This is a genomic window from Bacillus sp. OK048 (assembly GCF_900103525.1).
Classification (GTDB): domain Bacteria; phylum Bacillota; class Bacilli; order Bacillales; family Cytobacillaceae; genus Neobacillus.
In genome coordinates this window covers 454,293-479,915 of the sequence record NZ_FNHN01000003.1, presented here as the reverse complement: position 1 = coordinate 479,915, position 25,623 = coordinate 454,293, and the positions used below count along the sequence as shown (strand labels likewise).

The window sequence follows — 25,623 nt, the reverse complement described above, 5'->3', positions numbered from 1 at the left end:
GGGGTCATTTCGCCACGATTTGACACCCCGTATCATACCAAGAGGGCTCTTTATTGTTCAAGTCCCCGAAAATCCTTCTAACAGGAATGCTCCTTTAATAAAAAACAAAAAGACCCCTCATCCAAAAAGGACGAAAGGTCTATCTTCCGCGGTACCACCTTCATTTACCCTTACAATTATTGTTTGGGTTCACTCGACTCCGATAACGCCGGATTTACGTTAGGTTTTCCTAAGTGCTCATAAGGTAGGTTCAATGATTAAGAGGGCTGTGAAGTCTTTCAGCCGGTGGACTTCACTTTCTTTCGCCATTTTTCATTTACTGATCTTAGTCATAGCAATTTACGAATCAAATTTTACTAGTGATTATGCAAGATAAACAGCCTGTCTGTCAAGGGGGAAATTACTGAATTTTTTATTTATTAAAATAAACCATGCAAAAATAATGACATTTAGCAGGAAAATCGCTACACTTTACCTTATATAACTGTCAAAAAATGTTCGCATTTTTTGAAAATAATGATAGGAGTTTTTTGAATGGCAGAATGGAAAGATGGTATCGCAAAAATATCGTTGCCAACTCCTTTTGCGGTCGGTGATGTTAATGTTTATTTAATTAAAGGCGAGCGGTTGACACTTGTCGATTGTGGTATTAAAACAAAGGAATCCTGGGTTGAATTCAAGAAGCAGCTGGCTGATTTACATTTAACCCCCCATGATATTGAGCAAGTCATTCTTACCCACCATCATGTGGATCATGTTGGAATGCTGGATTTTTTATCAAACGAGATTGAAGTGTATGGTCATTGGTTAAATGAACGATGGATTAAGCCCACGGACGCTTTTTTTGAAGAACAAGAAAAATTTTATGGTGCACAATTTCTTAACTATGGTTTACCACAAGAATATTTTCCGTCGCGTTCCATGTTTAGGCAAACACTGAAGTACTCCTGTAACCGCTCCTTAACTGGTCAGCTAGTTGAAGGAATGAACCCGCCCGGACTAAGTGAGTGGACGGTGATCGAGACTCCTGGCCATGCCCAAAGTCAAATCGCTCTTTTTCGAGAAAAGGATGGTGTACTTATTGGAGGGGATTTAATTCTTGCACATATCTCACCCAATCCATTTTTTGAGCCACCTGCGCCAGGTGAAAAGGAACGGCCAAAGTCTCAATTACAGCATAATCATTCAATGAAAAAGCTGTTGTCATACCCGATTCAGTTTGTTTATACAGGGCATGGGGAGGAAGTTTTTCAATTAAAAGAACTGGTTGAAAAAAGACTGTTTCATCAACATGAACGGGCAATGAAGGTTAATAATTGGCTTAAAGAAGAGCAGCAAACAGTATTTGAACTTTGCAAGCGGCTGTTTCCATCTGCTTACAAGCGTGAATTAGTTTTGACGTTATCGGAAACCGTGGGACAGCTTGACTATTTAGCCTCTATCGGTGAGATTATAAGTAAGGATCATCAACCTGTCCTGTATCAAGCTAGATGAGGTGTAAATATGGCGAGAGAACAACTGAAGGGGAAAAATATTGTCATTACTGGTGCATCTGGGGGAATTGGCGCAGAAATTGCTAAGCTTTGCGGGGCTAGTGGTGCCAATCTTGTCCTAGTAGCACGAAGCATAGAAAAGTTGAAGCAGCTGCAAACGGAATTACAGCAGAAGCATCAAGTAAGAGTAGATGTCTATCAATTAGATGTCTCTGATACAGATAAAGTGAAGGAAGTTTTTAGCCAGATTACGGAAAAAATCAACCATATTGATATTCTTGTAAATAACGCTGGATTCGGTGTTTTTCGTGAAGCACATGAAGCAACAATGGATGAAATTAAAGGAATGTTCGATGTGAATGTCATCGGGTTAATGGCCTGCACGACTATGGTGCTGCCGAACATGCGTGAACGGCGCTTCGGTCATATTATTAATATTGCCTCACAAGCAGGAAAAATCGCTACGCCAAAATCGAGTGTTTATTCCGCAACCAAGCATGCGGTTCTTGGCTATACCAATTCACTTCGAATGGAGCTTAGTGATTACAATGTTCTGGTAACATCTGTGAATCCAGGACCGATTGCCACAAACTTTTTTAACATCGCCGATGAAAAAGGCACGTATGTTAAAAATGTTAAAAGATATATGCTGCAGCCAGAATATGTTGCACAGAAAGTCGTTGACAGCATGCTGACGAAAACGAGGGAGATCAACCTGCCGCGCTGGATGAATATGGGCAGCGTCGTATATGTTCTTTTTCCAAGACTGTTTGAGCGGATTGGGAAAAAGGCGTTTAACAAAAAATAAAACCGCTGTCGTTTTTTAATTATAGTGATTACCCTGTTAAAAATTCATATACCGTATCATTTACAGCCTCGTATAAATCTAAAGCGGGCTGTTCTTCTTTTATTTGAATAATCTGCTCTGCAAGCTCTTCTAAATCCTCACTGCTCATTGGCAGTGAAGCCACTTCGGAATAATATTGTTTAAAACAATTCTTTATCATTTTAATGATCAATTTTTTCTCCATTTTGTGCACCTCACCCATCATTATACCGATTTTTCATCCAGAAAAATAACCATAACCATGAAACATGTCAAAAAATTTCCATTGAACACGAACGTATATTCGTTTAAGATGTGTATATAATATAAGGAACGAATGTTCGATATTTTGGTGCGAAGGAAGGGAAAATCATGGTTGATTACAGCACGTTACCGCACAATCAAATACTCTGTGTAGACATGAAGAGCTTTTATGCAAGCTGTTCCGCTGTCATGCTCGGTCTTGATCCCCTGACTTGCTATCTAGCAGTGGCCGGTAACAAAGAACGAAATGGAAGTGTGGTGCTTGCCGCTTCGCCGCGTTTGAAAAAAGAGTTTGGAATTAAAACAGGTTCACGGCTGTTTGAAATTCCTGATGATCCTCGCATTCGAGTAGAGGAGCCGAAAATGGCAACGTATTTGCGAATTTCTACTGAAATTACCCGCGTGTTTAATCGTTATGTGCCAAAGGAAGCCATCCACACCTACAGCGTGGATGAGAGCTTTATCAAGGTGGATGGAGCCCTGCATTTGTGGGGGGATGCCTTTACGATTGCAGCAAAAATAAAGGATGATATTGAGCGTGAATTCCAGCTTCCCTGTGCGGTCGGAATTGGCCCTAATATGCTGCTGTCGAAGCTTTGCCTCGATCTTGAAGCAAAGAAGTATGGAATTGCTGAATGGAAGTATGAGGATGTCCAAACGAAGCTTTGGCCAGTGTCACCGCTTAGAGAAATGTGGGGAATTGGCAGACGTGTTGAAAAAACATTAAATGGAATGGGCATTTTCACGGTGGGCCAGCTGGCTCGATATGATTTAGCAGCGTTGGAGAAAAAATTCGGGATCATGGGTAATCAGCTTTATCATCATGCCTGGGGAGTAGACCTTTCCGAGTTGGGAGCACCGATTATTGAGGGGCAGATTAGCTTTGGAAAAAGCCAGATTCTTTTAAGAGACTATAAAGAGGAAGAAGAAATAAAGCACGTGATTTTAGAAATGTGTGAAGAAGTAGCCAGAAGAGCACGATCTCGCCGCAAGGCAGGAAGGACGATCAGTCTTAGCATCGGTTATAGCCAAGATGAACTGGGCGGCGGTTTCCATCGCTCAAGAACGATCAAGCAGCCAACAAATGTAACCATGGATCTATACCGTGTCTGTCTCGAATTGTTTCACGAACATTACACAGGAAAGACGGTAAGGCAAATTGCAATTAGCATCGGAAATATCGTCGATGATCACGAGCTTCAGCTCGATCTTTTTGATATGGGGGCTTCTAAGCGGCGAGATCTTGGCTATGTGGTTGATGCTATTCGCAGACGCTTTGGTTCAGGTTCCTTATTACGGGCTGTTTCCTATACAACTGCCGGAACAGCAAAGCACCGGGCCACACTTGTTGGCGGGCATAAAAGATAAGTGACCTCTTAGGGGCTAGGCACTGGACAAAGAAGAGAGGGGGAGCTCGATGATTCGCGACAGAGGAAGGATAAAATGGGTCTCGATGATGCTTCCGGAGCATGTCAAAATGCTTAGGGATTGGGTAAAAGAAGATCAGTATGAAGAGAAAAAAGAAATGGATGAGCAGCAGCTTGAGCTCATGAATGAGACCTTATCTGAAGCAATCGAATTCGACCAATTCGTTACCATTACTCATTATCGAAACCGAAATTATGAAATCGTTATGGGGAAAATTCATTATTGGGACGAGATGACTGGGAGACTTCATATTGTCGACCACTTTGAAGAAGTACACCGCATTCCGATTGATGCCATTGTGGATATCAGGATAACGGACGTATAAACATTAAACAAGAGCGGTCCCTAATCGGAGCCGCTCTTGTTTGGATATTCGATTAACGGAAGTCTGGTTTAAATTCGCCAGTAACTTGTTGGTGGCCGTTATTTTCATCAAACAATTGCTCTTGTTCCAAATCGAAACGGTCCATAATTGGTAAATCGTTGACTGAGAAGAGGTAAGAGTCTTCTGATGCAGAGTGTTCATACCAAGCCCAGTTTGGAACAACGAAGTAATCGCCTTTTTTCCAATCGAAGCGAATGCCATTAATGACTGTGTGACCTGAGCCTTTGTGTACTTGGTAAACCGTTGAGTGTGTATGGCGTAATGCCTTTGTTTTGAAACCATGCGGTAAATGCTGCATTCTCGTACCAAGTGTCGGGTTAGCCGATTTACCTGTAGTTGGATTAATGTAATCAACGGCAAATCCATGGTGTGGATTTGGATCGAATTCCATCAAGCCTTTAATTCCTTCTACAGTGCGATCCCATTTATAATTTGCAAGTGGAGCAACGGTGAATTTATCATCACCAACAGGACGAACCATGCCACCGCGATAACGGATCTCAGAAAAATTATCAGGAATATCTGGCTGTTGTAAACCTTCTTCATACGGTTCAAAGAATGTACCACCGATTGCGTATAGAGTAGGAATATCTAAAGCATCCATCCAATACATAGGCTCTGTACCTAAATGTTCATGCCCATGCCATAAGCCCTTTGGAGTAATTAAAAAGTCGCCTTCTTCCATAAAAACACGTTGACCCTGCACAATCGTGTATGCACCTGTACCTTCAGAAATAAAGCGCAATGCACTTTGTGAGTGTCGGTGAGATGGTGCTTTTTCACCAGGCAATAACATTTGAATAGCTGCATAAATCGTTTGAGTTGTGGATCCCCATCCCCAAGGTTTACGATACGTTAAGCCAGGATTTTGGAAATAAATCGCACGACGTTCACCACCACGCTCTGGTGTGAAGATTTGTGCTGCTTCAGCCATTTTCTTTTTTAGTAATTCATCGCTCCAAAGATAAGCTTCTGCTTGCGGAGTTGGCGTTTTGTGCATAATTGCAGGAATTGCTTCCCAAAGAGGTCCTAAGTTGTATTGTTGAATCTCTCGCGTGTAATCGGTTACAATTGAGCTTTTCATAAACTCTTGAACTTCTGGATTTACTTCAGCCATTTCACATTCTCCTTTATCAAATTTTATCGAGAAAAGGGGAACAGTGTAGTTACTGCTTAACCCCTTGCAATGCCTCAATTAAACAGTCGCTAAGACTTCTGTTGACTTTACTTTATTTTCAAGCGCACCAATTTGGTCGATCTCAATACGAACGACGTCTCCATCTTTTAAGAATGTCGGAGGATTCATCGCAACACCAACGCCCCCAGGAGTTCCAGTTAATACAACATCACCTGGCTCTAACGTCATTAAATTGGACAAGAAAGCTACTAACTTTTGAACGGAGAATACTAGATTAGCAGTATTCGTTTTTTGACGTATTTCACCATTTACTTTAAGGACAACATCTAATCCAGATGGATTTTGTAATTCATCGGACGTTACCAAGTATGGTCCCATTGGTGCACTGCCATCCACTGTTTTTCCTTGTAACCATTGAAGCGTGCGTCGTTGAATGTCACGATAAGTTACGTCATTTGTAATGGTATAACCTGCTACATAGTCTAATGCATTTTCTTCGGAAACATTGCGAGCTTGTTTGCCAACAACAAAGGTAAACTCTGCTTCGTAGTCAAGCTGGTCAGAAATTGGGTAGTGTGGAATATCGTCCTCAGGCCCTAAGATGGTATTAGCGAATTTGGCAAAAATAACGGGGTGTGATGGGAGTTCACGGCCCATTTCCAAAATGTGTTCGCGGTAGTTGTGACCAACACAAATAATTTTGCCTGGACGTCTGACAGGCGCCTCTACCTTAACTTCATCAAGATTGTAAATCACTTTTTTATCAAAGCTTTCAGGATTAGCTAAAATGAAATCGATTGCATTTTGGGCGAGAATTAGCGATTCTTTACCACCTTGGTATAACTCGTCTGTATTTTCTGGCACATATGCTTTTGCGATTGCTTCGAATCGGTATTTTCCTTCTGCTTTTAACTGTGCTTGGTAAGCATAGTTTAAGTCGATTACCTGGTTGTCAACGATTGCCCCTGCACGTGTATGCCCAGCGACAGTAAAATTAATAAGTTTCATGATCGTCCTCCTCATACTCACTATTTATGAAACTAGTTCACTATTTATAAAAAATATTAAAAGAATTCAAAAGAATTGTCAATATTATTTGTTTTCAGAATTTTATTTTCTGTAACCAAAATACTCTGAAATTTCCATTGCGACATTGAGAACATATTGTCCAGACAGATGGTCCACTGATTTTGGTACTGTCTCAGTTATACCAACGATGGTAATAATACCGAGTAGTTCATTGTTGAAATTTAATATCGGGACGCTAAATGAAGAGACATGCTTTACTAGCGGTTCCGTTTTTGAGGCAAAGAACAATCCCCTTGTGTTTTCTTTTTCAACTTGAAATTGCTGTAATTCACTTTCATTGAACTTCGATCGTTCTTCTTCTTCCCATTCTTTCAAAAAGATGTCTTTTTCAAAAGCAGAAAAAATAACACCAGAAGAGGAGGTGAGCGGCAAATGTGTCCCCATTTGTGCACCAATATTTATTCCATAATCTGCGGCTAAAATATATGAAATGAGCGGACCCTTTTTAGAAGGAACCGCCAGTAGTACGGTTAGGTTCGTTCTCTCAGTAATCTTTTTAAAATATGGAATAACCACTTCTATTAAAGAAGATTGACCTAAAGCAACATTTCCTAACTGTACTAATTTATGTCCAAGTGTATACGCGTTTGTATGTGGATTACGATAGATTAATCCAAATTGGCTAAGTGTTGACAAATATTTATATAAATTACTTTTTGTCATAGCAGTTAGGTTCTGAATATCAGTAAACTTAAGCGGTTCTTTTTCCATTGCTAAGATTTCTAATATGTTTAACCCAATTTGCAATGACTGTATACCGACTGTTTTTGTTTCAGTCGTCATAATGATCACCCTTTTTTTCTTTTGATTTTGATCGTAACAGAAAAATGATTATATAGAAATTTCTAAATTTTTAAAAGTTTTTAGTTGACGAAACAGTGAAAGATGATTTAAAGTTTCCTTATAAGGTAACAAAGTTCTCTATTTATGGAAGATGATAACTTGGTTGGAGGGGAAAGTCAATGACTAATGTAAGCGACATCATTATTGTTGGTGGAGGAATCGGTGGTTTAGCAGCAGCGCTATCAATCCAGGAAACGGGTAAATCAGTAGCGATTTTTGAGCAAGCCCCTGAATTTGGTGAAGTAGGTGCAGGCATTCAATTAGCACCAAATGCGTTAGAAGTTTTAGACCGTTTGGGTGTAAAGGAAGAAATTTTAAAATATGCGGTATTACCAAAACGTCTTGTCCTAAAAGATGTTTATACAGCAAAAGAATTAGCCACGCTTGACTTAGGGGAAGGGTTCCAAAAAGAATTCGGCCAGCCCTATATCGTATTACATCGCTCTGACTTACACAGAGTTCTTTATGAAGCATGTCAAAAACGTCCAAATATCAAATTCTTTACAAACCAAGCGATTCAAACTGCAGAACAAAAGGGTGATACGGTAACAATCGTTAACCAAAATGGAGAAACGTTTAATGCAGAAGCAGTTATTGGTGCGGATGGGGTAAAATCAAACATGCGTAAGCAACTAGTTGATGATAAACCAGTAAACTCTGCGTATGTAGCTTACCGTGGAACGATTCCAATCGAAGAAGTGTCTACTAACGCAAACTTAGACTTAGATGATGTCATCATGTGGATTGGGCCAAACCTGCACATGGTACAATACCCAGTTCGTCGCGGAGAGCTTTACAACCAAGTAGTAGTATTTAAATCATATGATGCGACTGTAGAAGACTGGGGAACTCCAGAAGAAATGGCACGTCGTTTTGAAAATTGTCATCCAAAAGTTGCGAACGCTTTAACTTACATTGACCGCCAATTCCGTTGGCAAATGTATGACCGCGAACCAATCGAAAATTGGACAAATGGCAACATTACGCTATTAGGGGATTCTGGTCATGCCATGCTTCAATATTTAGCTCAAGGCGGCGTTCAAGCCCTCGAAGATGCGTTTGTATTAGGTGAGAAATTAAAAGAATATAATTCTTACGAAGAAGCGTTTAAAGCATACCAAGAAATTCGAATTCCGCGTTCTGCAATGGTTCAAGGTTCAGCACGCAGATGGGGCGAAATTATCCACGCTGAGGACCCAACTGCACTTGCGCTGCGCAACTTTATTTTCAATCATCACAAACCAACTGATTACCATGTTGTTGATTTCCTATATGGCTATTTTAAGAAAAATTACCAACGTGTAGATTGCTAGTTAATAAAAAAGCGCGTTAGAGGTAACTCTAGCGCATTTTTAAAATTTATCTATTAAGTGATTTGAAGGAGGACCTATTTGATGACAACAGCAGTACTGAATGAAAAATTGGAAACTTTTAAAAAGAGTATCGATGATATTGTAGCGGTATTGAATAATACTGAAGAGGCAGCACTATATGTTAAACTTTCTGAAACAGAATGGTCAGCCATGCAAATTGTTTCTCATATAATAGAAGCTGTAGAGTTTTGGGTTGCTGATTTGGAAGCGTTACTAGTGGTCCCAGGTGCAAAATGGGGACGCAATCATGAACATGTGCGACGTTTAGCTGCAGTAGATGAAAACGTTGTATCTCGTATTACGCAAGAGGATGCAATAACAGCATTACAAAACTTAGTCCCGAAGGTAGAGGCAGCACTGATAAAAGTTACAGAAGAAGATCTAGTAAAAACAGCTCCAAGCTATAATCCAAACTTTGACGGAAAACCGTTATCCTTCTTAGTCGACCACTTAATCGTTAAGCATGTAACGGGGCATTACGGGCAAATTGTCCGTCATTTAGAAAAAGTATAATGTCAACAGAAAAGGACTCTCCTACTGGAAGTCCTTTTCTGTTGACATTAATCTTCTTTTACAATTCGCACTTGAGAGTCAAATTTTCCTTTATGCGAACCATCGCAAAAAGGTTTATTATTGGATAGCCCGCAGCGGCAAAGAGAAAAGGCAGGCTTTGTTTCCATCACATTTCCCGCACCATCTAGCAATTCCACCTCACCGGTAATCCGCAGTGAACCATTATCATTTACTTTAATTTGTACCTTCGTCATTCCAGACACTCCTTCTAAAAATATATATACTATTTTCAGAATATAATGGATATAGAGAGAATGCAAGTGAGCAAATACTCTAGCAGCTGCAAAAAATTATGGTACAATCAGCGTATGCCAACTAGGGGGAGATTTTAACATGGAGATTGTAATTACAGCGGCAGCAGCTGAGAAAATTAATCAGAGAACAGCAGGACGGAAAGGTTACTTAAAGCTAAAATGGGATACTGAGGGCTGTGGTTGTGCGGTAAGTGGTGTAATTGCCTTGTGGTTCGTACCGGAATTGGATACTGACGATATTAGTTTTGAAACAAATGATCGAACTATTTATATAGAAAAGTCAAAAGCTGTTTTCTTTGACGAAAAGATGACGATTGATTTTTCAACTGCAAGCAATAGCTTTCAACTAAAAAGCCCACAGCAAATCTTAAACGGATATATGAGTTTTGTTGTGACAGAAAAAGCAGACTGACCCAACCGGGCAGTCTGCTTTTTGCGGGGGAACGCAGATATATTCCAATTTACGCAGAAATATCTCATTTAACGCAGAAATATCTCATTTATCGCAGATAAAGTGAAAAAGCAGGTAGGTTTAAGCAGTCTCAACATATTTTTTCAAAAATTCATCTATGACTTTTCGATAATCTTCCGGATTTTCATTAAATGACTGGGCATGGCGACCATTTGAAGCGAGATAAAGCATTTTCGGACCTTGTTTTTTCTCATATAAAGCCTTGGTCATAGTTGGAAGAATAAAATCATCGTTTTCACTGTGAATAAATAAAATAGGATGATTAATATTTTCAATAACAGCAATCGGAGAAACGTGACGGATTGAATATTTTTCACGAAAGCGCAAAATAAAATCAGCAATGGGAATCAATAGTGATGGTACCATCTTGTATTCTTTTTTTAGCTGATAAGAAAGCTGCTCTTTTAAGTCGGAAAATGGACAGTCGGCAATATAAAAATCAGCGCCATCCTCAAGCATGCCAGCATACAAAAGCATCGTAGCTGCTCCCATTGATTCACCATGGATTCCGAGAGTAAGAGTCGACCCTTTTTCCTTTTTTAACCAATCTATGACCGCTTTTAAATCGAACTTTTCATAGTGACCAAAGCTGGTTGTCTTTCCTCCAGATTCTCCGTGGCGGCGATGATCGTAAATGAGAGCATTAAATCCACACTCCAAGAAAAGGTTCATATATTTGATGGAGTTAATTTTTGTTTCGGTGACACCATGGGAAATAATGACATAGCAATTTGAATCGTGTGGCTCCACTAGCAAAGCTTTAATGGGATAGCCGAAAGGGGAATCAATAGTAACCTCCCGCTTTGGAAGGGATTCGAACTGCTCGGGGCTAAATCTCCCCGCTTCCTTTTCGCGTTGTACAATAAGCCACTCATCTTTCTTTTTCATATACATAAGCCGGTTTGTAAAATAAAAACCTAAAGAAAAGGTAAACAAGAAGGAAACTAAAAGAGCTCGCAACACCTTTCTCACATGTACACCTCCAAAAGGTTAGCCATAGCACATATTTTACCATAGGAAAAGCCGCTAACTCCATTTAGCGGCTTAGTGAAAATGATAATTATGACTTAGCGTTTTGACGTTTCGTTGGGTGTAGTGCTTTTTCTAGTTCCTCAGCAGCAATTATCCGCTTGCCGCCACCTGCTGATTCTGCGTAATCCTTACCTTGTTGACTATAGCCTTTATCCCGTTTTTGACTCATACTCTACAATCCCCCTTCGAAGTGTTTTCTTTACTATGGTGCTTAAAAAGGAGGATGAATATTCATGTGAAAAAACTATACCATTTGGGCATGAAGCTTGAAATAGCCACTTTCAATCTGCCTCGATAAGTGAGGACGCACGATTTCAATGGCGCTTACTAACTTGTTCAGATCAACCCCAGTCCGAATTCCCATTCGCTCAAGCATGTATACAACATCCTCTGTTGCAGCATTTCCTGCAGCTCCTGGAGCAAAAGGACAGCCGCCAAGTCCGCCGGCAGAGGTATCAAAACGGTCGATCCCAGCTTGAAGGGTAGCCAAAATATTTGCTAGAGCGAGTTTGCGGGTATCGTGGAAATGGGCAGTTAGTACTATCTCTGGAAAAGCCGTTTTCAATTTTGAAAATAAGGAATAGGCTTCATTCGGTGCCGCCATCCCGATTGTGTCAGCAACACTCAGTTCATCCACTCCACGTTCAACAAACTCCCTGCAAAGTGTAAGGGTATCAATTTCGTTTATTCTCCCTTCATAAGGACAATAAAATGCTGTTGAAATGCAGGCGCGGACAAAATAGTTCTTTGCTTTTAATTCTGCTATGAGATGCTTTAGTTCGGTCATACTATCGGCTGTTGTTTTATTAATGTTTTTTTTATTAAAGGTATTACTGACACCAACAAAAATGGCAACTGCATTACATTCGGTCATGTAAACGCGATCAATTCCCCTGCGATTAGGTGCTAAGACAATGTTTCTAGTATTTACATCAAGACAGTCACGAACAATCTCTGCAGCGTCCCCCATTTGTGGTACCCATTTTGGAGAAACAAACGATGTTAGCTCCAATTCTTGAAGGCCAGCATTTTTTAACTCGTTAATAAATTTCTTTTTTATTTCAGTAGGAACAAATAACTTTTCATTTTGCAGACCATCCCGTGGTCCGACTTCAATTATCGTTACTTTATTAGGTAAATTCAACATCATTTTCCCCCTTGAACCTTTATAATTTCATTGTAGTGGTGTTGAATTCGGAAAATCAAGAATAATAGAAATTTTGACAAAATAAGAGGATTTTCTTTGTTCGGAATAGAAATAGTAAAGGAAATAAGAATTGAAAAGGAGAGATACATAATGAGTCAAACAGAAGTAGTAATTGTTAGCGCAGTTCGTACCGCACTAGGTAATTTTAACGGGAGTTTAAAAAATGTATCAGCACCAGAATTAGGGGCAACAGTTATCAAAGGAGCACTCGAACAAGCAGGCATAAAGCCAGAACAAGTGGATGAAGTTATTTTAGGAAACGTTTTGCAGGCAGGTCTTGGCCAAAATCCAGCCAGACAGGCTGCTATTGCTGCAGGTATTCCTGATAGCGTTTCATCATTAACAATCAATAAAGTCTGCGGCTCAGGTTTAAAAGCTGTTCACCTAGCAACACAGGCAATTCTAGCAGGAGATGCGGAGATTGTTGTTGCTGGAGGAATGGAGAACATGAGCCAAGCTCCTTATCTATTAAAAAATGCCCGTGATGGTTTTAAAATGGGCGATCAAAAATTAGTAGACACCTTGACTAGTGACGGATTAACATGTGTTTTTAATCAATATCATATGGGCGTTACAGCTGAAAACTTAGCGGATAAATATTCAATCACGAGAGAAGAGCAGGACCAATTCTCAGCGTGGAGTCAGGAAAAGGCTGTTAAGGCGATTGAATCAGGTAAATTTAAAGAGGAGATTGTCCCAGTCATCATTCCACAGCGCAAAGGGGATCCAGTTGTTTTTGATACAGATGAATATCCAAAAAAAGGATCAACAGCCGAAAAACTCGCTGGATTACGTCCTGCTTTCAAAAAAGATGGCAGTGTAACAGCTGGAAATGCATCCGGAATCAATGATGGAGCAGCAATTTTAATCGTGATGAGCAGGAAAAAAGCGGATGAATTAGGGATTAAACCTTTAGTAACGATTAAAGGGAATGCCAGTGCTGGTGTTGACCCAAGCATCATGGGAATCGGTCCAGTTCCAGCGGTGAAAAAGGTTCTGGAAAAAACCTCTATTTCTATGGAAGAGATTGAGTTAATTGAAGCGAATGAGGCATTTGCTGCGCAAGCACTAGCAGTTGACCGTGAACTTCATTTTAATAAAGAAATTTTAAATGTAAATGGTGGGGCAATTGCTCTCGGTCATCCGATCGGTGCAAGTGGTGCAAGAATCCTAGTGACATTGATTCATGAAATGAAACGGAGAAATGCCCAAAAGGGATTAGCCACACTTTGTATTGGCGGCGGTCAAGGAGTAGCAACGGTCGTTGAGTTAGCGTAAGCCTACAATGAGGGGAGAAAGAACAAGATGAAGAAGATCAGTACATCCTACCAGGAAGCAGTTGCCGACATTCATGATGGAGCAACGTTAATGGTCGGCGGTTTCGGTTTGTGTGGTATTCCTGAAAATCTAATTCAAGCGCTAGTAGAAAAAGGGGTAAGGGACTTAACCGTCATTTCTAATAACTGTGGAATTGATGATTGGGGTCTTGGCCCCCTGTTAAATAATAAACAGATTAAAAAAATGATAGGATCCTATGTAGGAGAAAACAAAGAGTTTGAAAGACAGGTGCTTGCTGGCGAGCTTGATGTCGAGCTAACGCCACAAGGAACGCTCGCTGAAAAAATTAGGGCTGGCGGCGCAGGAATTCCTGCTTTTTACACTCCTGCAGGGGTAGGAACACCGATTGCGGATGGCAAGGAAACAAAGATTTTTAATGGACGAGAGTATCTATTAGAAGAGGCATTGACTGCTGATTTTAGTCTTGTTCGGGCATGGAAGGGTGACAAGATGGGTAATCTTGTTTACCACAAAACAGCACGAAACTTTAATCCGATGATTGCTGCTGCTGGGAAAGTAACGATAGCCGAAGTGGAAACACTTTATGAAATTGGTGAGCTTGACCCTAATTTTATCCATACTCCGAGCGTTTACGTCCAGATGGTTATTGAAGGAAAACAGGAAAAACGAATTGAACGATTGACCGTTAAACAATAGATTTGTCAAAGGAGAGAGAGCTAATGATCTCTGTTAGAGAGAGAATTGCAATAAGAGCAGAGAAAGAAATCGAAGACGGTTTTTATGTGAATCTAGGAATTGGAATGCCGACATTAGTCGCCAATTATATATCAGACAATAAGCAGGTCGTCCTCCAATCAGAAAATGGGCTGCTTGGAATTGGTCCTTATCCAACAGAAGAGGAGGTAGATCCTGATTTAATCAATGCTGGAAAAGAGACGGTAACAGCAATTAGCGGTGCAGCCTATTTTGATAGTGCTGAATCGTTTGCGATGATTCGCGGCGGACACATCAATGTAGCCATTCTTGGAGGAATGGAGGTTTCTGAAACAGGAGATCTCGCAAACTGGATGATTCCTGGGAAGATGATAAAAGGAATGGGAGGCGCCATGGACCTCGTCCATGGAGCACGGAGAATCATTGTCATCATGGAGCATGTGAACAAACGGGGCGAATCAAAAATATTGAAACAATGTACTCTACCATTAACAGGAAAAGGTGTCGTTCATCGAATTATCACCGAACGCGCTGTTATGGACGTAACCGAGACAGGGTTAAAACTTGTTGAAGTAGCATCTGGGTTTACAGTCGAGGATGTTGTTAACTCAACAGAGGCTTCATTAACAGTGGATGAAAACGTAGTTTTAGAAGCTTATTAAAAAAGTAAGGCAGGCTTTGAAGTGTTTTTCTTAGAATACGTTTCGAAATGACCGTGGAATTGGGTATATAAAAAAGTTAAACTCGCCAATTGGCGAGTTTCTTTATTAAGTATACAAAAACCTTATTTATTGGTTCATCGTAATGCATCAAAAGGATTTCTTTTAAATAAGATGTTTTGTCCTTAATCGAGTAAACGACAAAAGTTAAATAAGCGGAAATTTTCCGGTTAAATTCAGAATGGAGCTCGTTTCGGGGCAAATAAGGGGAGGTTTTCCGGTTATGCAAAGCAAAATCTCTTATTCTTTAATTTTTTGAGTAAATAGGCGGAATCTCTCGTCTATTTAAGCCTTTTTTAATGAAAATTACTAATTAGGCGGAATTCTTCCGTCTATTTCTCAGCTCGGGTGCTTGACCTGAACTCCCCAACCGATAAGTGCGGAACCTCTTGATTCTAGATGTGAGAATCAACAGCCTTTTATCGACCAGCTTATAAAAATTAATAAAATTGGTACTCAAACCCGAAAACGGAACCATTTGCTAATGGAACAGCTTGCTTTTTGCTATAATACATATGAAATGATGTTTATGGGGGATTTGTAGATGAAAAAGAAATCGAAACAAAAAAATCAATCTAAACCAAAAAAAGAAGAAGCAGCGGTTACGCTGAAAGATATGATCAATCCAGAGTTAATCAAGCAGCTTAAAGAACAGCAGGACCAGATGAAGGCAATAGAGGAACGTAAACGGGAGGAAGAAGAACAGCGTAAACGTGAAGAACGCCGGTTAAAGGAAAAAAATAAATCGTTTGAGGAGCTACTAAACGAAAGCGGGATTAACTGGAAGGAGTTTAAATAGAAAATGCAAGATAAAATGCCTATCGAATTTCATGATAATTTGATAGGCATTTATTGTTGGTATAAATTGTCTATTGAGGGGGGTTTTTGCAATGAGTTTGTCTATTTATAATTTAAAAGTACTAAGAATGGTTTACGAATCTGAGAGTATTAAAGCAGTTTCCGAAAAAATGTTTGTTTCACAATCTGCTATTAGTCATCAGTTAAGAGTAATCGAAGAATACTTTGGTGTGGAATTATTTGAGAGGAAGGGTCGAAATACCATTCCTACCAAAGTAGGTCACCTGGTCTATGGATTTGTGGTCAACATTTTAGATGAAGTTGATAAGTTACATGCCTCTGTACAAGATGTAAAGAAGTCTAGGACAGGGGAAATTGACATAGCAGGAAGTATATATGTAGGTACATATTTACTTCCTTCCATTATAAGCCGTTTTCAAGAGAATTATCCAGATGTTCACCTTAACCTTCATGTCCATGGCAGCTCTGAAATTTTGAAATTGACAGCAAACGGTCATCTTGATTTTTGCATCCTCCCAGTAAAATTAGAATCAGAGCATTTAGTATATGAACATATACGATCAGAAGAAATTGTTTTAACCATTTCACCAAAAGCTAGTAGAGATTTATTCCCTAAGAACTTAAAGGATTTAGAATCACTCCCTTTTGTATGCGCACCTAAAAATACTCAATTTAGAAATACCATAGATTCTGCACTTGAATTTTATGGAATCATTCGTTCAAACGTTGTTATGGAGGTAGGGCATCCAGAGGGTACCAAACAAGCTGTTCGGGCTGGTTTAGGATTAGGATTACACTTCCGTTTTGTCGTCCAGGAAGAAATTGAAATGGGGTTATTGGAGGAAATAAGTATAGAGGACTTAAGGATCTATGGTGATATATATCTAGCGTATAGACCACATAAGTATTTTTTACCTATTGAACAAAAGTTAATTAAATTTATTAAAGATGAACTAAAAGAATATAAATAATATTCATCCCTAAAAAACATGAGAAAAAACTCAAGTATCTGTGATTTTTTTGAACTATTAATTGACTGAATATAGTGATAATATTGCATTGTAAGCGCTATGAAAGACGAAATTTAAAAAAATGAACGAATAATATTTACTAAGAGGTGGAGTTTTTTGTCGAAATTATCTTTGTCATTTGGTTGCTGGGATTATGATCGAATTAGACCAATAGTGGACGGCTCGGTAAAAGTGGAAGGAATTGAGTTGAATTGGTTGAACATGCCTGTGGAGGAAACCTTTTTCCGGATGATGCGTCATCAGGAATTTGATGTCGCTGAATTATCCCTATCTTCTTATTTAATTGCAAAAGATCGGGGATTTCCTAACTTTACAGCAATTCCAGTTTTTATGTCACGTATGTTCAGACATTCTGGAATTTACATAAACACGAATTCTGGAATAAAAGAACCAAAGGACCTGATCGGAAAGAGAATTGGGATTCCAGAGTATCAGTTAACTGCCTGCGTTTGGATAAGAGGAATTTTAAACCATTATTATGGTGTCAAACAGTCTGATGTGGAATGGTTCATGGGGGGAGAAGAAACTCCTGGAAGGGTGGAAAAAGTAAAAGTCGATTTACCTCCTGAAATTAAAATTCACCAAATAGGCGAGGAAGAAACATTAAACGATTTATTGGAGTCGGGAGAAATCGACGCATTTATTGCTCCGCGGGCACCATCTAGTTTTTTAAATGGGTCTCCTAATGTCAAGAGATTGTTTGAGGATTATCCATCAGTTGAAGTGGAATTTTACAAAGAAACAGGGATCTTCCCTATCATGCATGTAGTAGCAATTAAAGATGATATTCTAGAAAAACACCCTTGGGTCGCTAAGAACTTATATCAAGCATTTGAAGATGCAAAGAATGTTATTTATGAAGGTTTTAAACAAACAGCAGCATTAAAAGCAACGGTGCCTTGGTTGCTTCCAGAATTAGAAAGAACAAAGAAAATATTAGGTGAGGACTTCTGGCCATATGGTGTAGAGCAAAATCGAAAAACATTAGAGGCAGTTATACAATATTCTTATGAAGATGGATTGATCAAAAAGAAATTAAATGTAGAGGATTTATTTGCAAAATCATCACTCGAGGAATTTAAGATTTAGATAAGAGTTTTTGAGTGTGATAGGCAACAAAAAATACTTCAAAACAGCCCATTTTTTCATAGGATATAAGCTTCCAATTTCAGGATTGGTAGCTAATAAAAATGTTGAAGATTATGAAAGTAGAGTATATTCTTTAAGGGGGAAAAAATGTGAAGTATTTTATCGGAACGGACACTGGGGGAACTTTTACAGATACAATTGTGATGGACGAGAAGGGTCAATTAAGGATGTATAAAACGCATACCACACCACATGACCGAAGCATTGGGATTATGAAGGCGATATCATTAGCAGCACAGGATTTGGGGTTGACTGAAAAAACATTTGTAGAAAATATAAACTATTTTGGGCACGGTACGACAGCTGCAACGAATGCATTTATTGAGAGAAAAGGAGTTCGAACAGGTCTCATTACGACTGAGGGTTTTGGTGATACATTATTAATCCAAAGGGCAATGGGACAGTCGGCAGGACTCGAGGATCAAATTACCCATTACAGCATCAGGAAACTGCCTGAACCGATTGTTACGAAACAACTAATCGTTGAAGTACCGGAACGCATTGATTATAAGGGGTCTGTAATTGTTCATCTAGATGAGGCGAAAGCACGAGAAGCTGTAAGAAGCCTTGTCGAACAAGGAGTAGAAGCAATAGCAGTAAGTCTACTTTGGTCTTTTGCCAATCCAGTTCACGAACAATTAATAAAAAAAATTGTGAAAGAAGAAGCACCAAATATTTTTCTTTCTATTTCTTCTGAAACTGCTCCCGTATTAGGAGAATATGAACGTACGGCAACGACAGCCATTAATGCTTATTTAGGACCAAGTATTGACTCTTACGTTACGAATTTAGAAGAGAAATTAAAAGCAAAAGGCTTCCGTGGTATTTTTACAATTATGAATTCAAATGGGGGCGTTATTCCAGCAGACGAAGCACGTGAGGCAGCTGTATCTTTGTTAACATCTGGTCCAGCTGGTGGGGTTTTAGCATCCGCACAGTTAGCAAATCAACTAGGATACCCAAATGTTATCACATCTGATATGGGTGGTACGAGTTTTGATGTAGGCTTGATTATTGATGGAAAGCCAGTAGTTAGCACTAGCTCAGAGGTTGAAAGTTTTCATATCGTACAGCCAATGGTAAAAGTCACAGCAATCGGTGCTGGTGGTGGAAGCATTGCCTATGTTGAAAACGGTTACTTGTATGTAGGACCGCAAAGTGCCGGTTCTGTTCCTGGACCAGTTTGTTATGACCAAGGTGGATCGGAGCCAACGATTACCGATGCAGATGTTGTGTTAGGAATTATTGACCCAGACCACTTCTTAGGTGGGAAAATGAAATTGAATAAACAAAAGGCAGAAGAAGCGATTCGAAAGAAGATTGCAGAACCATTAGGAATGACGGTTATTGAAGCTGCAGCTGGAATTCGAGCGATTTCTGACAATCGAATGGCTGACTTATTAAGACAAGCTACAATTAGTCAAGGCCACGATCCTCGAGAATTTGTACTTTTTGCATATGGAGGAGCCGGACCAGCACATAGTTACAGCTTTGGGGCAGAAAGTGGTGTGAAGTCCATTGTTGTTCCATACACAGCAACAGTTCACTCTGCATACGGAACAGGTACATCGGATATTCTTCGTTCATTTTATATTTCTAAGCGAATGCAAACACCGGCAATGTTCCAAGTGGCATCTGACCATCTTTCAACAGCAGAATTTAATGAAGTAATCCAAGGGTTGGAGGAGACATGTGAAACGGCTTTACTAAATGAGTTTGTTACGAAAGAAAATATACATTTTAGTCGTTTAGTCGATTTACGATATAGAGGTCAATTCAATCAGGTTTCCATAGAAATTCATGGTGGTACATTGACTGCAGACCATATTGATGATTTGATTGCTCGTTTCGAACAAAAATATGAGGACCAATACGGACAAGGGACAGGTTATCGCGAGGCAGGAATAGAAATTACAGGTTTCCGGGTCCATGGAAAGTCTCCTGTTCCAAAAGCAACCATTGCTAAATCCATAAACCAATCTATTAGAAATGCAACACCACGAAGTGAAAGAAAAGTATATTTCCATGAAGTCAATGATTTTGTGACCACTTATATCTATAACGAAGAAGATTTACAGCCAGACATGGAAATAAAAGGTCCATCCATTATTGAACATCCAGGGACAACGATTGTCATTGGTCCAAAACAAACAGCGACAATTGATGAATATTTAAACACGATCATTGTATCCGAAGCAGATCGACTTCAAAAGGAGCAAGTCCAAAAAGAAGGAGAAATCGCACGATGACAAATACGTTGGAAAATAAGGTACAAAGTGTTCATGTTGATCCTGTAACTTTTGAGGTATTACGAAATCGATTGACGGCCATTACGGAAGAAATGTCTATTACATTACGTGCAGTTTCCGGATCTCCTGTCGTTGTTGACGCAGCAGACTTTAATGTTGGAATCTTTACTAAAAATGGAAATATAGTAACGATGGGTAAGACGGTAATCGCCCACACTGGATCTTTGGTCAAAATGCTGGAGCATATAATAGCAGATTGCGGTGAAGATCCAGGAATTGAAGAAGGAGATATGTTTGTAGTTAACAGTCCGTATAAAGGTGCTCTACACGCTCCTGATATGGGCGTTCTCGCTCCTATCTTTTATGAAGGGAAACATATCGGCTGGTCTGGAGCATGTTTACATCAATTAGATGTTGGAGGTATGGTTTTTGGTAGTATGGCTTCTTCCGCGACTGAAGTCTATCAAGAATCAATGATTATCCCTCCAGTAAAAATTATCGAACGTGGTAAGTTGAGAAAAGACGTTTGGAACATGATTTCTGGTATGTCACGATTACCAAGAAGTTTCAGTTTGGATTTTCGAGCGATGACAGGTGCAAATAAAGTAGCAATCAAACAAGTATTGCAGCTAATTAACCGCTATAGTTTGCCAACCATTCATACTGTATTTGAAGAAATCATTCAGATGACAAAGGTAAAAGTCGCATCTCGATTAAGGGAACTGCCAGACGGGGAATATCGTGCTCGAAATTATATTGATCATGATGGTCAAAGCAATAAATTATATCATATTTCACTAAAACTAACCAAAATAGGGGATAAATTGACTTTTGATTTTAGCGAATCTTCTGAACAAAGTCCCGGTTTTGTTAACTGTACAGAAAGTGGGTTAATAGGCGGTATTTTTTCAGGTCTGCTTCCATTACTTGCTTATGATATTCCATGGAATGATGGTGTACTTGATCCTGTTGAAGTGATTGCTCCTGATGGAATTATTTGTAATGCGAAATGGCCTGCAGCAGTTGGACATGCAACATTAAGTGTGATGTGGCTTGTCGAAACGGTTGTTGTCGAGGCAGTTTCAAAAATGCTTGCATGCTCGAATGAATATATATCAGAAGCACAATCGTCTCATAATGGTGGGGCAGATGTATTACATGTTAGCGGATTAAATCAGTATAAAGAGGGGTTTGGAAATACTTTTACAGAACAAATTGCTTCCGGCGGTGGAGCATATATGAATCGGGACGGAATTGATGCGGCCGGATGCCGTCATATTCCTGCATTAAAGATTCCAAATGTTGAATCAATGGAAAGTGGTACACCTGTTTTATATTTGTATCGAAGTTATATAGAGGATACTGCAGGTGCAGGCCGCAATCGCGGAGGTAGGAGTTTGGGTTCTGCTTTTGCGTTGCATGATGCTCCTTTCATGATGGGCATACCGATGGCTCATGGTTTTGAGGTGCCAAATGCGTTTGGATTATGGGGGGGGCAACCAGGATCATGTAATCGTCGCTTTATGTATCGTAAAACCGATATCCAAGAAAATTTCAGCAATCAAGAATGGATTACTGATCCAGGTAAATTAAATGGACAAAAAGAAGAATTATCTGCAAAGCCAGGACCGATTAAGTTTGAACCAGGTGATGTCTTTGAATGGACATGGCAGGGTGGCGGAGGATGGGGTGACCCATTAGAACGCAATCCTGAACAAGTTTTAGTTGATATCCATAATGAAGTCTATCAAAAAGAAACGGCAGAAAGATTGTTCCAGGTTATTATTTCTGATGGCAAAGTGGATCACGAGGCTACTGAAAAAGCACGTGATGAAAAACGACGTCAACGTAGAGAATATTCACCTGCTAAGAGACTATCAAGTTCTTTACTGAATAAAAAGAAGGAAGTACTAGGTCCTATGGGGGATCAAATAGAGCGAGTGCGAGTGGAGGAGGAAGTGTATATTCAATGCGAGTGTCAGACTCTCCTTGCTCCAGCAAATGAGAATATTAAGAATTATCTAGGTGTGAAGCAAATCCACCCAGAAGATATCGGTACAAAGGTGAAGCTTCATGAGGAGTTAGAAATGCATGAATATATGTGTCCTAATTGTGGAAAGAGCCATTTTACAGAAGTAAAACGTAAAGGTACACAGCCATTGCATGATATTAACTTATTTTAATCATGATAAAGGAGGCAATTAGAAATGGATAGTGTATGGGTAGATTTTCTTGGAGGACAAATCAACTATTACAATGCTGGTGGAGTACAAACTCGCTGCTTAGAAGCAGGGCAAGGAGAAACGCTCTTCTTGCTGCACGGCGGTGGCGGTCATGTTGAAGCGTACATTAAAAATGTAGTGCCATTGTCTGAACATTATCATGTTGTTGCGGTTGATATGCTTGGACATGGTTTAACCGAAAAACCAGATGGTGCCTATGAAATTGCGGATTATGTGAAACATATGAAAGATTTAATGAAAGCAATGGGAGTTGAAAAAGCTCATTTTCTAGGAGAGTCGCTTGGTGGATGGGTAGCTTTTTGGCTGGCATACGAGAACCCAGAGTTAGTTTCATCTTTCATTTCGGCAACAGGAGCAGGACTATTAGTGGACGATTTTGATGTGACTCGATCTGATGCCTTGAAAAGCCTTCGAAATTTAAGTAAACGTTCAACAACAGAAGTGACACGTGATTCCGTAAGAGCTCGCTTAAATTGGCTTTTTTATGAACCAGAAAAGTCGATTACAGAAGAGCTGGTAGAAATTCGTTATCGCATTTACTCCAACCCAGATTGGAAGCGGATTGAACCGAATGTTCAGTCTATGATGAGACCAGAAGAAGCAACCAAATGGTATATCAAGCCAGAACACCTTCAAAAATTAAGTGTCCCAACCTTTGTCTTATGGACACGCCATAATCCAAGTACACCATGGCAAACAGGTGAACGTGCAAGCAAGTATATAAAAGGGGCAAAATTCCATGTGATGGAAGATTGTGGACATTGGCCACAATGGGAGAAACCAGAAGAATTTAATGGTTTGGTTCACGAATATATTCAAAGTGTAAAATCTATCGAAGTTCTTTAATACTAAAAAATGTAGACCCCTCGATTAGTAGATTTCTATTTTCCTATTCCGAGGGGTTTTCTAATGAATACTAATACCATTCCGAGGGAGTAGTGGATAGATGGAGAAACGTAAACTTGGGAAATATGAGAACAAACTTTTATTTATTTTGTTTTTAACTTTCGGATTCGTCTTTTTTGATCGACTAGCTATTACTTATTTAATTCCTTTCATTCAGAAAGATATTCCATTGTCAAACACTCAAATTGGACTTTTAATGTCGGGGCTTGCTTTAACCTGGGGAATTTCCAGCCAAATTGTTGGATTTCTATCAGATAAGATAGGAAAGAAACGAATTTTCCTTATTTCCGCCGTTATTTTGTTTTCCATATCCTCTTTTTCAACAGGGCTACCATCGACTTTTATTAGTTTACTAGCCATTCGTATGTTCATGGGGATTTGGGAGGGACCTGTACTTCCACTTACATTATCGATTATGGCAGTGGAGTCTTCAGAAAACCGTCGTGGTTTTAATATGGGTATTTTACAAAATGCTTCGATTGGATTCTGGGGTATGTTGGTAGCACCGATTGTGGTTGTAGCGTTGGCAAATGCATTTGGCTGGCGGCTTGCTTTTTACAGTACGGTTATTCCAGGATTGATCATTGCTCTATTAATCTATAAGTTTGTAAGAGAGCCAAAGACTGTTTCTGAAGATGCTTCAGGCAAAAAAATACCGGTTCGACTTAAGGATGTCTTCAAGTTTCGAAATGTGGTGATATCGATTTTTGCTGGTACATTATTTAATGGTTGGTATATGATGCTTATTGCCTTTGCACCAATGTTTTTAGTTACACAAAAACAGTTTTCTCCAAGCCTGATGAGTATAGCGATGAGTGCTATCGGAGTTGGTGCTGTGTTAAGTTTCTTATTTACAAGTCTTTCTGACCGCTTAGGAAGAAAACCGATTGTACTTTCGATGGCTGTAGTAAACGTAATTTCTCCTTTGCTTCTAGTGTATACGACACCTTCGCTACCAATCATCGTACTAATTTCATTATTATTTGGTTTAGGACTAGGTGCATTTCCTTTAATGCTTTCTGCTATTCCAGCAGAGTCCGTACCAGCCATTTATATTGCCTCTGCAATCGGCATCATTAACGGGATAGCTGAAATTTTTGGCGGGGTAATAACCCCAACGGTAGCTGGAATATTTGCAGACCAATTTGGATTGTCATTCCCAATGTATCTTTGTGCAGCATTTGCCTTTTTAGGTTTGCTTATTAGTTTGATGTATAAAGAAACAGCACCGATAAAATGGAAAAAACAAGAAGGCATTAGTCAAATATTATAGCAAGTTTTCGAAAAAGTGGGATAATGGGTTTAGGTACTTTGATTAAAAATAGGAGGTACAACTCATTGCTAGTATATTTAAATCAACTATCCGAGTCAGATTTCTCCTGTTTAGAAATGATTAAGAAAGAAGGAACGGTTTCCTGCTATTCCAAAAATTCTGTTCTTTTTCAACAAGAAGATTTTGGGGATTGTGCTTACGTTCCCATTAAAGGGATAGCAAAAGTTGGTTTAACATCTATAGCAGGTCAGATGCGAACAATATCTTACTTAACACCTGGTATATTTTTCGGTCAGTCAGCAGCATTTTTAGGTTTTGCTATTCCAAGTTCGTTGACGGTTATGGCTGTAACAGACTTAGAAGTTTTATCTGTACCTAAAGATACTATTTTAGATCTCATGCATCAGTCAACCGACTTTGCAGCTTATATGTTAAAATGCTCAGGTTTAATGATATCTAATCTGCAAAACCATATTGAAGTTATGTCTTTTGGTGATGCTAATTTCCAAGTAGCAACATTATTAAACTCCTTACCGAAACAACTGAAAAAAGGGAAAGAATACGTCAGTATATCCCAAGAAGAAATAGCCTCCATAATAGGTAAATCAAGAGTTACGGTTGGCAATACCATAAAAAGATTACAAGATTTGAAGATAATCAGTTTGGTTGGATATAAAACGATTGTCATTGAAAATAAAGAAGAATTAACTTATTTAGCCAGCGAATTGCAGGCTTCAAACGAATAAATTCTATGTAACTTTGGAAAAAGGCCAAAAACCAGTATGATATGGTTTTTGGTCTTTTTTTAATTCCTAAGATCGGAGAAGATTGTTAAACTTTTAAT

Annotated in this window: 26 protein-coding genes; 18 read left to right on the top strand and 8 right to left on the bottom strand. The window is 39.3% G+C overall.

The annotated features are described in order from the left end of the window. The first annotated feature begins 534 nt into the window (after window positions 1-534). On the top strand, window positions 535-1,494 hold the full coding sequence (locus BLR86_RS08660) for an MBL fold metallo-hydrolase (RefSeq protein ID WP_090760330.1): 960 nt from the start codon (window positions 535-537) through the stop codon (window positions 1,492-1,494). A 9-nt stretch (window positions 1,495-1,503) separates the two neighbouring features. Then, window positions 1,504-2,301 (top strand): SDR family NAD(P)-dependent oxidoreductase, encoded by a 798-nt coding sequence (locus BLR86_RS08655; protein WP_090760329.1) that lies wholly within the window; start codon window positions 1,504-1,506, stop codon window positions 2,299-2,301. A 28-nt stretch (window positions 2,302-2,329) separates the two neighbouring features. Here the strand turns inward: BLR86_RS08655 and BLR86_RS08650 are convergent, their stop codons facing one another. Next, entirely contained in the window at window positions 2,330-2,524 is a 195-nt protein-coding gene (locus BLR86_RS08650; protein WP_090760327.1) for a YqzH family protein, read from the bottom strand. A 167-nt stretch (window positions 2,525-2,691) separates the two neighbouring features. Here BLR86_RS08650 and BLR86_RS08645 point away from each other — a divergent pair, with 167 nt between their 5' ends. Together BLR86_RS08645 and BLR86_RS08640 are read left to right on the top strand one after the other, a co-directional pair. After that, window positions 2,692-3,951: a Y-family DNA polymerase gene (locus BLR86_RS08645; protein ID WP_090760325.1), complete on the top strand. Its 1,260-nt coding sequence runs from the start codon at window positions 2,692-2,694 to the stop codon at window positions 3,949-3,951. Between the two features lie 49 nt (window positions 3,952-4,000). Next, window positions 4,001-4,336, top strand: a complete 336-nt coding sequence (locus BLR86_RS08640) for a YolD-like family protein (RefSeq protein WP_090760323.1) — start codon at window positions 4,001-4,003, stop codon at window positions 4,334-4,336. Window positions 4,337-4,388: 52 nt separating this feature from the next. Here the strand turns inward: BLR86_RS08640 and BLR86_RS08635 are convergent, their stop codons facing one another. The 3 genes from BLR86_RS08635 to BLR86_RS08625 form a co-directional block, all read right to left on the bottom strand. Continuing rightward, window positions 4,389-5,513 (bottom strand): cupin domain-containing protein, encoded by a 1,125-nt coding sequence (locus BLR86_RS08635; protein ID WP_090760321.1) that lies wholly within the window; start codon window positions 5,511-5,513, stop codon window positions 4,389-4,391. Between the two features lie 78 nt (window positions 5,514-5,591). Beyond that, window positions 5,592-6,542: a fumarylacetoacetate hydrolase family protein gene (locus tag BLR86_RS08630; RefSeq protein ID WP_090760319.1), complete on the bottom strand. Its 951-nt coding sequence runs from the start codon at window positions 6,540-6,542 to the stop codon at window positions 5,592-5,594. Between the two features lie 102 nt (window positions 6,543-6,644). After that, a complete protein-coding gene (locus BLR86_RS08625) occupies window positions 6,645-7,406 on the bottom strand; it encodes an IclR family transcriptional regulator (protein ID WP_090760317.1) in 762 nt (253 codons plus the stop codon). A gap of 179 nt (window positions 7,407-7,585) precedes the next feature. On the opposite strand from BLR86_RS08625, the gene BLR86_RS08620 reads away from it, so the two are divergent. Both BLR86_RS08620 and BLR86_RS08615 read left to right on the top strand, forming a co-directional pair. Next, the gene (locus tag BLR86_RS08620; protein WP_090760315.1) at window positions 7,586-8,779 is read left to right on the top strand and encodes an FAD-dependent monooxygenase; all 1,194 of its coding nucleotides are present in this window, start codon (window positions 7,586-7,588) and stop codon (window positions 8,777-8,779) included. Window positions 8,780-8,860: 81 nt separating this feature from the next. Then, entirely contained in the window at window positions 8,861-9,352 is a 492-nt protein-coding gene (locus BLR86_RS08615; RefSeq protein ID WP_090760313.1) for a DinB family protein, read from the top strand. A 47-nt stretch (window positions 9,353-9,399) separates the two neighbouring features. On the opposite strand, the gene BLR86_RS08610 is transcribed toward BLR86_RS08615, so the two are convergent. Next, window positions 9,400-9,606, bottom strand: a complete 207-nt coding sequence (locus BLR86_RS08610) for a CDGSH iron-sulfur domain-containing protein (RefSeq protein WP_090760311.1) — start codon at window positions 9,604-9,606, stop codon at window positions 9,400-9,402. A 139-nt stretch (window positions 9,607-9,745) separates the two neighbouring features. Here BLR86_RS08610 and BLR86_RS08605 point away from each other — a divergent pair, with 139 nt between their 5' ends. Next, window positions 9,746-10,078 (top strand): iron-sulfur cluster biosynthesis family protein, encoded by a 333-nt coding sequence (locus BLR86_RS08605; protein ID WP_090760309.1) that lies wholly within the window; start codon window positions 9,746-9,748, stop codon window positions 10,076-10,078. Between the two features lie 120 nt (window positions 10,079-10,198). On the opposite strand, the gene BLR86_RS08600 is transcribed toward BLR86_RS08605, so the two are convergent. The 3 genes from BLR86_RS08600 to BLR86_RS08595 form a co-directional block, all read right to left on the bottom strand. Beyond that, the gene (locus BLR86_RS08600; protein ID WP_090760307.1) at window positions 10,199-11,110 is read right to left on the bottom strand and encodes an alpha/beta hydrolase; all 912 of its coding nucleotides are present in this window, start codon (window positions 11,108-11,110) and stop codon (window positions 10,199-10,201) included. A gap of 88 nt (window positions 11,111-11,198) precedes the next feature. Next, the gene (locus BLR86_RS25970) at window positions 11,199-11,339 is read right to left on the bottom strand and encodes a hypothetical protein (RefSeq protein ID WP_175492827.1); all 141 of its coding nucleotides are present in this window, start codon (window positions 11,337-11,339) and stop codon (window positions 11,199-11,201) included. Window positions 11,340-11,414: 75 nt separating this feature from the next. Further along, window positions 11,415-12,320 (bottom strand): hydroxymethylglutaryl-CoA lyase, encoded by a 906-nt coding sequence (locus BLR86_RS08595; protein ID WP_090760304.1) that lies wholly within the window; start codon window positions 12,318-12,320, stop codon window positions 11,415-11,417. A gap of 147 nt (window positions 12,321-12,467) precedes the next feature. Here BLR86_RS08595 and BLR86_RS08590 point away from each other — a divergent pair, with 147 nt between their 5' ends. From BLR86_RS08590 to BLR86_RS08540, 11 genes are all read left to right on the top strand, one after another. After that, a complete protein-coding gene (locus tag BLR86_RS08590) occupies window positions 12,468-13,655 on the top strand; it encodes an acetyl-CoA C-acetyltransferase (protein WP_090760302.1) in 1,188 nt (395 codons plus the stop codon). A gap of 27 nt (window positions 13,656-13,682) precedes the next feature. Further along, on the top strand, window positions 13,683-14,372 hold the full coding sequence (locus tag BLR86_RS08585) for a CoA transferase subunit A (RefSeq protein ID WP_090760300.1): 690 nt from the start codon (window positions 13,683-13,685) through the stop codon (window positions 14,370-14,372). 23 nt (window positions 14,373-14,395) lie between these two features. After that, the gene (locus BLR86_RS08580; RefSeq protein WP_090760298.1) at window positions 14,396-15,052 is read left to right on the top strand and encodes a CoA transferase subunit B; all 657 of its coding nucleotides are present in this window, start codon (window positions 14,396-14,398) and stop codon (window positions 15,050-15,052) included. Between the two features lie 601 nt (window positions 15,053-15,653). Beyond that, window positions 15,654-15,908, top strand: a complete 255-nt coding sequence (locus tag BLR86_RS08575) for a YqkE family protein (RefSeq protein WP_090760296.1) — start codon at window positions 15,654-15,656, stop codon at window positions 15,906-15,908. 91 nt (window positions 15,909-15,999) lie between these two features. After that, window positions 16,000-16,899, top strand: coding sequence for a LysR family transcriptional regulator (locus BLR86_RS08570; protein ID WP_090760294.1), 900 nt, complete (start codon window positions 16,000-16,002; stop codon window positions 16,897-16,899). Between the two features lie 156 nt (window positions 16,900-17,055). Beyond that, window positions 17,056-18,048: an ABC transporter substrate-binding protein gene (locus tag BLR86_RS08565; RefSeq protein WP_090760293.1), complete on the top strand. Its 993-nt coding sequence runs from the start codon at window positions 17,056-17,058 to the stop codon at window positions 18,046-18,048. A 149-nt stretch (window positions 18,049-18,197) separates the two neighbouring features. After that, window positions 18,198-20,357, top strand: coding sequence for a hydantoinase/oxoprolinase family protein (locus BLR86_RS08560; protein WP_090760292.1), 2,160 nt, complete (start codon window positions 18,198-18,200; stop codon window positions 20,355-20,357). Then, window positions 20,354-22,540, top strand: coding sequence for a hydantoinase B/oxoprolinase family protein (locus tag BLR86_RS08555; protein WP_090760291.1), 2,187 nt, complete (start codon window positions 20,354-20,356; stop codon window positions 22,538-22,540). The genes BLR86_RS08560 and BLR86_RS08555 overlap by 4 nt, the downstream gene beginning before the upstream one ends. Before the next feature lie 24 nt (window positions 22,541-22,564). Beyond that, entirely contained in the window at window positions 22,565-23,446 is an 882-nt protein-coding gene (locus BLR86_RS08550) for an alpha/beta fold hydrolase (protein ID WP_090760289.1), read from the top strand. Window positions 23,447-23,546: 100 nt separating this feature from the next. Beyond that, the gene (locus tag BLR86_RS08545) at window positions 23,547-24,779 is read left to right on the top strand and encodes an MFS transporter (RefSeq protein WP_090760287.1); all 1,233 of its coding nucleotides are present in this window, start codon (window positions 23,547-23,549) and stop codon (window positions 24,777-24,779) included. A gap of 65 nt (window positions 24,780-24,844) precedes the next feature. Continuing rightward, entirely contained in the window at window positions 24,845-25,525 is a 681-nt protein-coding gene (locus tag BLR86_RS08540) for a Crp/Fnr family transcriptional regulator (RefSeq protein WP_175492826.1), read from the top strand. The last annotated feature ends 98 nt before the right edge of the window (window positions 25,526-25,623 follow it).

What these genes read in the sequence shown, in the direction of transcription:
- BLR86_RS08660 (WP_090760330.1), top strand. Translation starts at nt 535, where the DNA reads ATGGCAGAATGGAAAGATGGTATCGCAAAAATATCGTTGCCAACTCCT.
- BLR86_RS08655 (WP_090760329.1), top strand. Translation starts at nt 1,504, where the DNA reads ATGGCGAGAGAACAACTGAAGGGGAAAAATATTGTCATTACTGGTGCA.
- BLR86_RS08650 (WP_090760327.1), bottom strand. Translation starts at nt 2,524, where the DNA reads ATGGAGAAAAAATTGATCATTAAAATGATAAAGAATTGTTTTAAACAA.
- BLR86_RS08645 (WP_090760325.1), top strand. Translation starts at nt 2,692, where the DNA reads ATGGTTGATTACAGCACGTTACCGCACAATCAAATACTCTGTGTAGAC.
- BLR86_RS08640 (WP_090760323.1), top strand. Translation starts at nt 4,001, where the DNA reads ATGATTCGCGACAGAGGAAGGATAAAATGGGTCTCGATGATGCTTCCG.
- BLR86_RS08635 (WP_090760321.1), bottom strand. Translation starts at nt 5,513, where the DNA reads ATGGCTGAAGTAAATCCAGAAGTTCAAGAGTTTATGAAAAGCTCAATT.
- BLR86_RS08630 (WP_090760319.1), bottom strand. Translation starts at nt 6,542, where the DNA reads ATGAAACTTATTAATTTTACTGTCGCTGGGCATACACGTGCAGGGGCA.
- BLR86_RS08625 (WP_090760317.1), bottom strand. Translation starts at nt 7,406, where the DNA reads ATGACGACTGAAACAAAAACAGTCGGTATACAGTCATTGCAAATTGGG.
- BLR86_RS08620 (WP_090760315.1), top strand. Translation starts at nt 7,586, where the DNA reads ATGACTAATGTAAGCGACATCATTATTGTTGGTGGAGGAATCGGTGGT.
- BLR86_RS08615 (WP_090760313.1), top strand. Translation starts at nt 8,861, where the DNA reads ATGACAACAGCAGTACTGAATGAAAAATTGGAAACTTTTAAAAAGAGT.
- BLR86_RS08610 (WP_090760311.1), bottom strand. Translation starts at nt 9,606, where the DNA reads ATGACGAAGGTACAAATTAAAGTAAATGATAATGGTTCACTGCGGATT.
- BLR86_RS08605 (WP_090760309.1), top strand. Translation starts at nt 9,746, where the DNA reads ATGGAGATTGTAATTACAGCGGCAGCAGCTGAGAAAATTAATCAGAGA.
- BLR86_RS25970 (WP_175492827.1), bottom strand. Translation starts at nt 11,339, where the DNA reads ATGAGTCAAAAACGGGATAAAGGCTATAGTCAACAAGGTAAGGATTAC.
- BLR86_RS08595 (WP_090760304.1), bottom strand. Translation starts at nt 12,320, where the DNA reads ATGATGTTGAATTTACCTAATAAAGTAACGATAATTGAAGTCGGACCA.
- BLR86_RS08590 (WP_090760302.1), top strand. Translation starts at nt 12,468, where the DNA reads ATGAGTCAAACAGAAGTAGTAATTGTTAGCGCAGTTCGTACCGCACTA.
- BLR86_RS08585 (WP_090760300.1), top strand. Translation starts at nt 13,683, where the DNA reads ATGAAGAAGATCAGTACATCCTACCAGGAAGCAGTTGCCGACATTCAT.
- BLR86_RS08580 (WP_090760298.1), top strand. Translation starts at nt 14,396, where the DNA reads ATGATCTCTGTTAGAGAGAGAATTGCAATAAGAGCAGAGAAAGAAATC.
- BLR86_RS08575 (WP_090760296.1), top strand. Translation starts at nt 15,654, where the DNA reads ATGAAAAAGAAATCGAAACAAAAAAATCAATCTAAACCAAAAAAAGAA.
- BLR86_RS08570 (WP_090760294.1), top strand. Translation starts at nt 16,000, where the DNA reads ATGAGTTTGTCTATTTATAATTTAAAAGTACTAAGAATGGTTTACGAA.
- BLR86_RS08555 (WP_090760291.1), top strand. Translation starts at nt 20,354, where the DNA reads ATGACAAATACGTTGGAAAATAAGGTACAAAGTGTTCATGTTGATCCT.
- BLR86_RS08550 (WP_090760289.1), top strand. Translation starts at nt 22,565, where the DNA reads ATGGATAGTGTATGGGTAGATTTTCTTGGAGGACAAATCAACTATTAC.
- BLR86_RS08545 (WP_090760287.1), top strand. Translation starts at nt 23,547, where the DNA reads ATGGAGAAACGTAAACTTGGGAAATATGAGAACAAACTTTTATTTATT.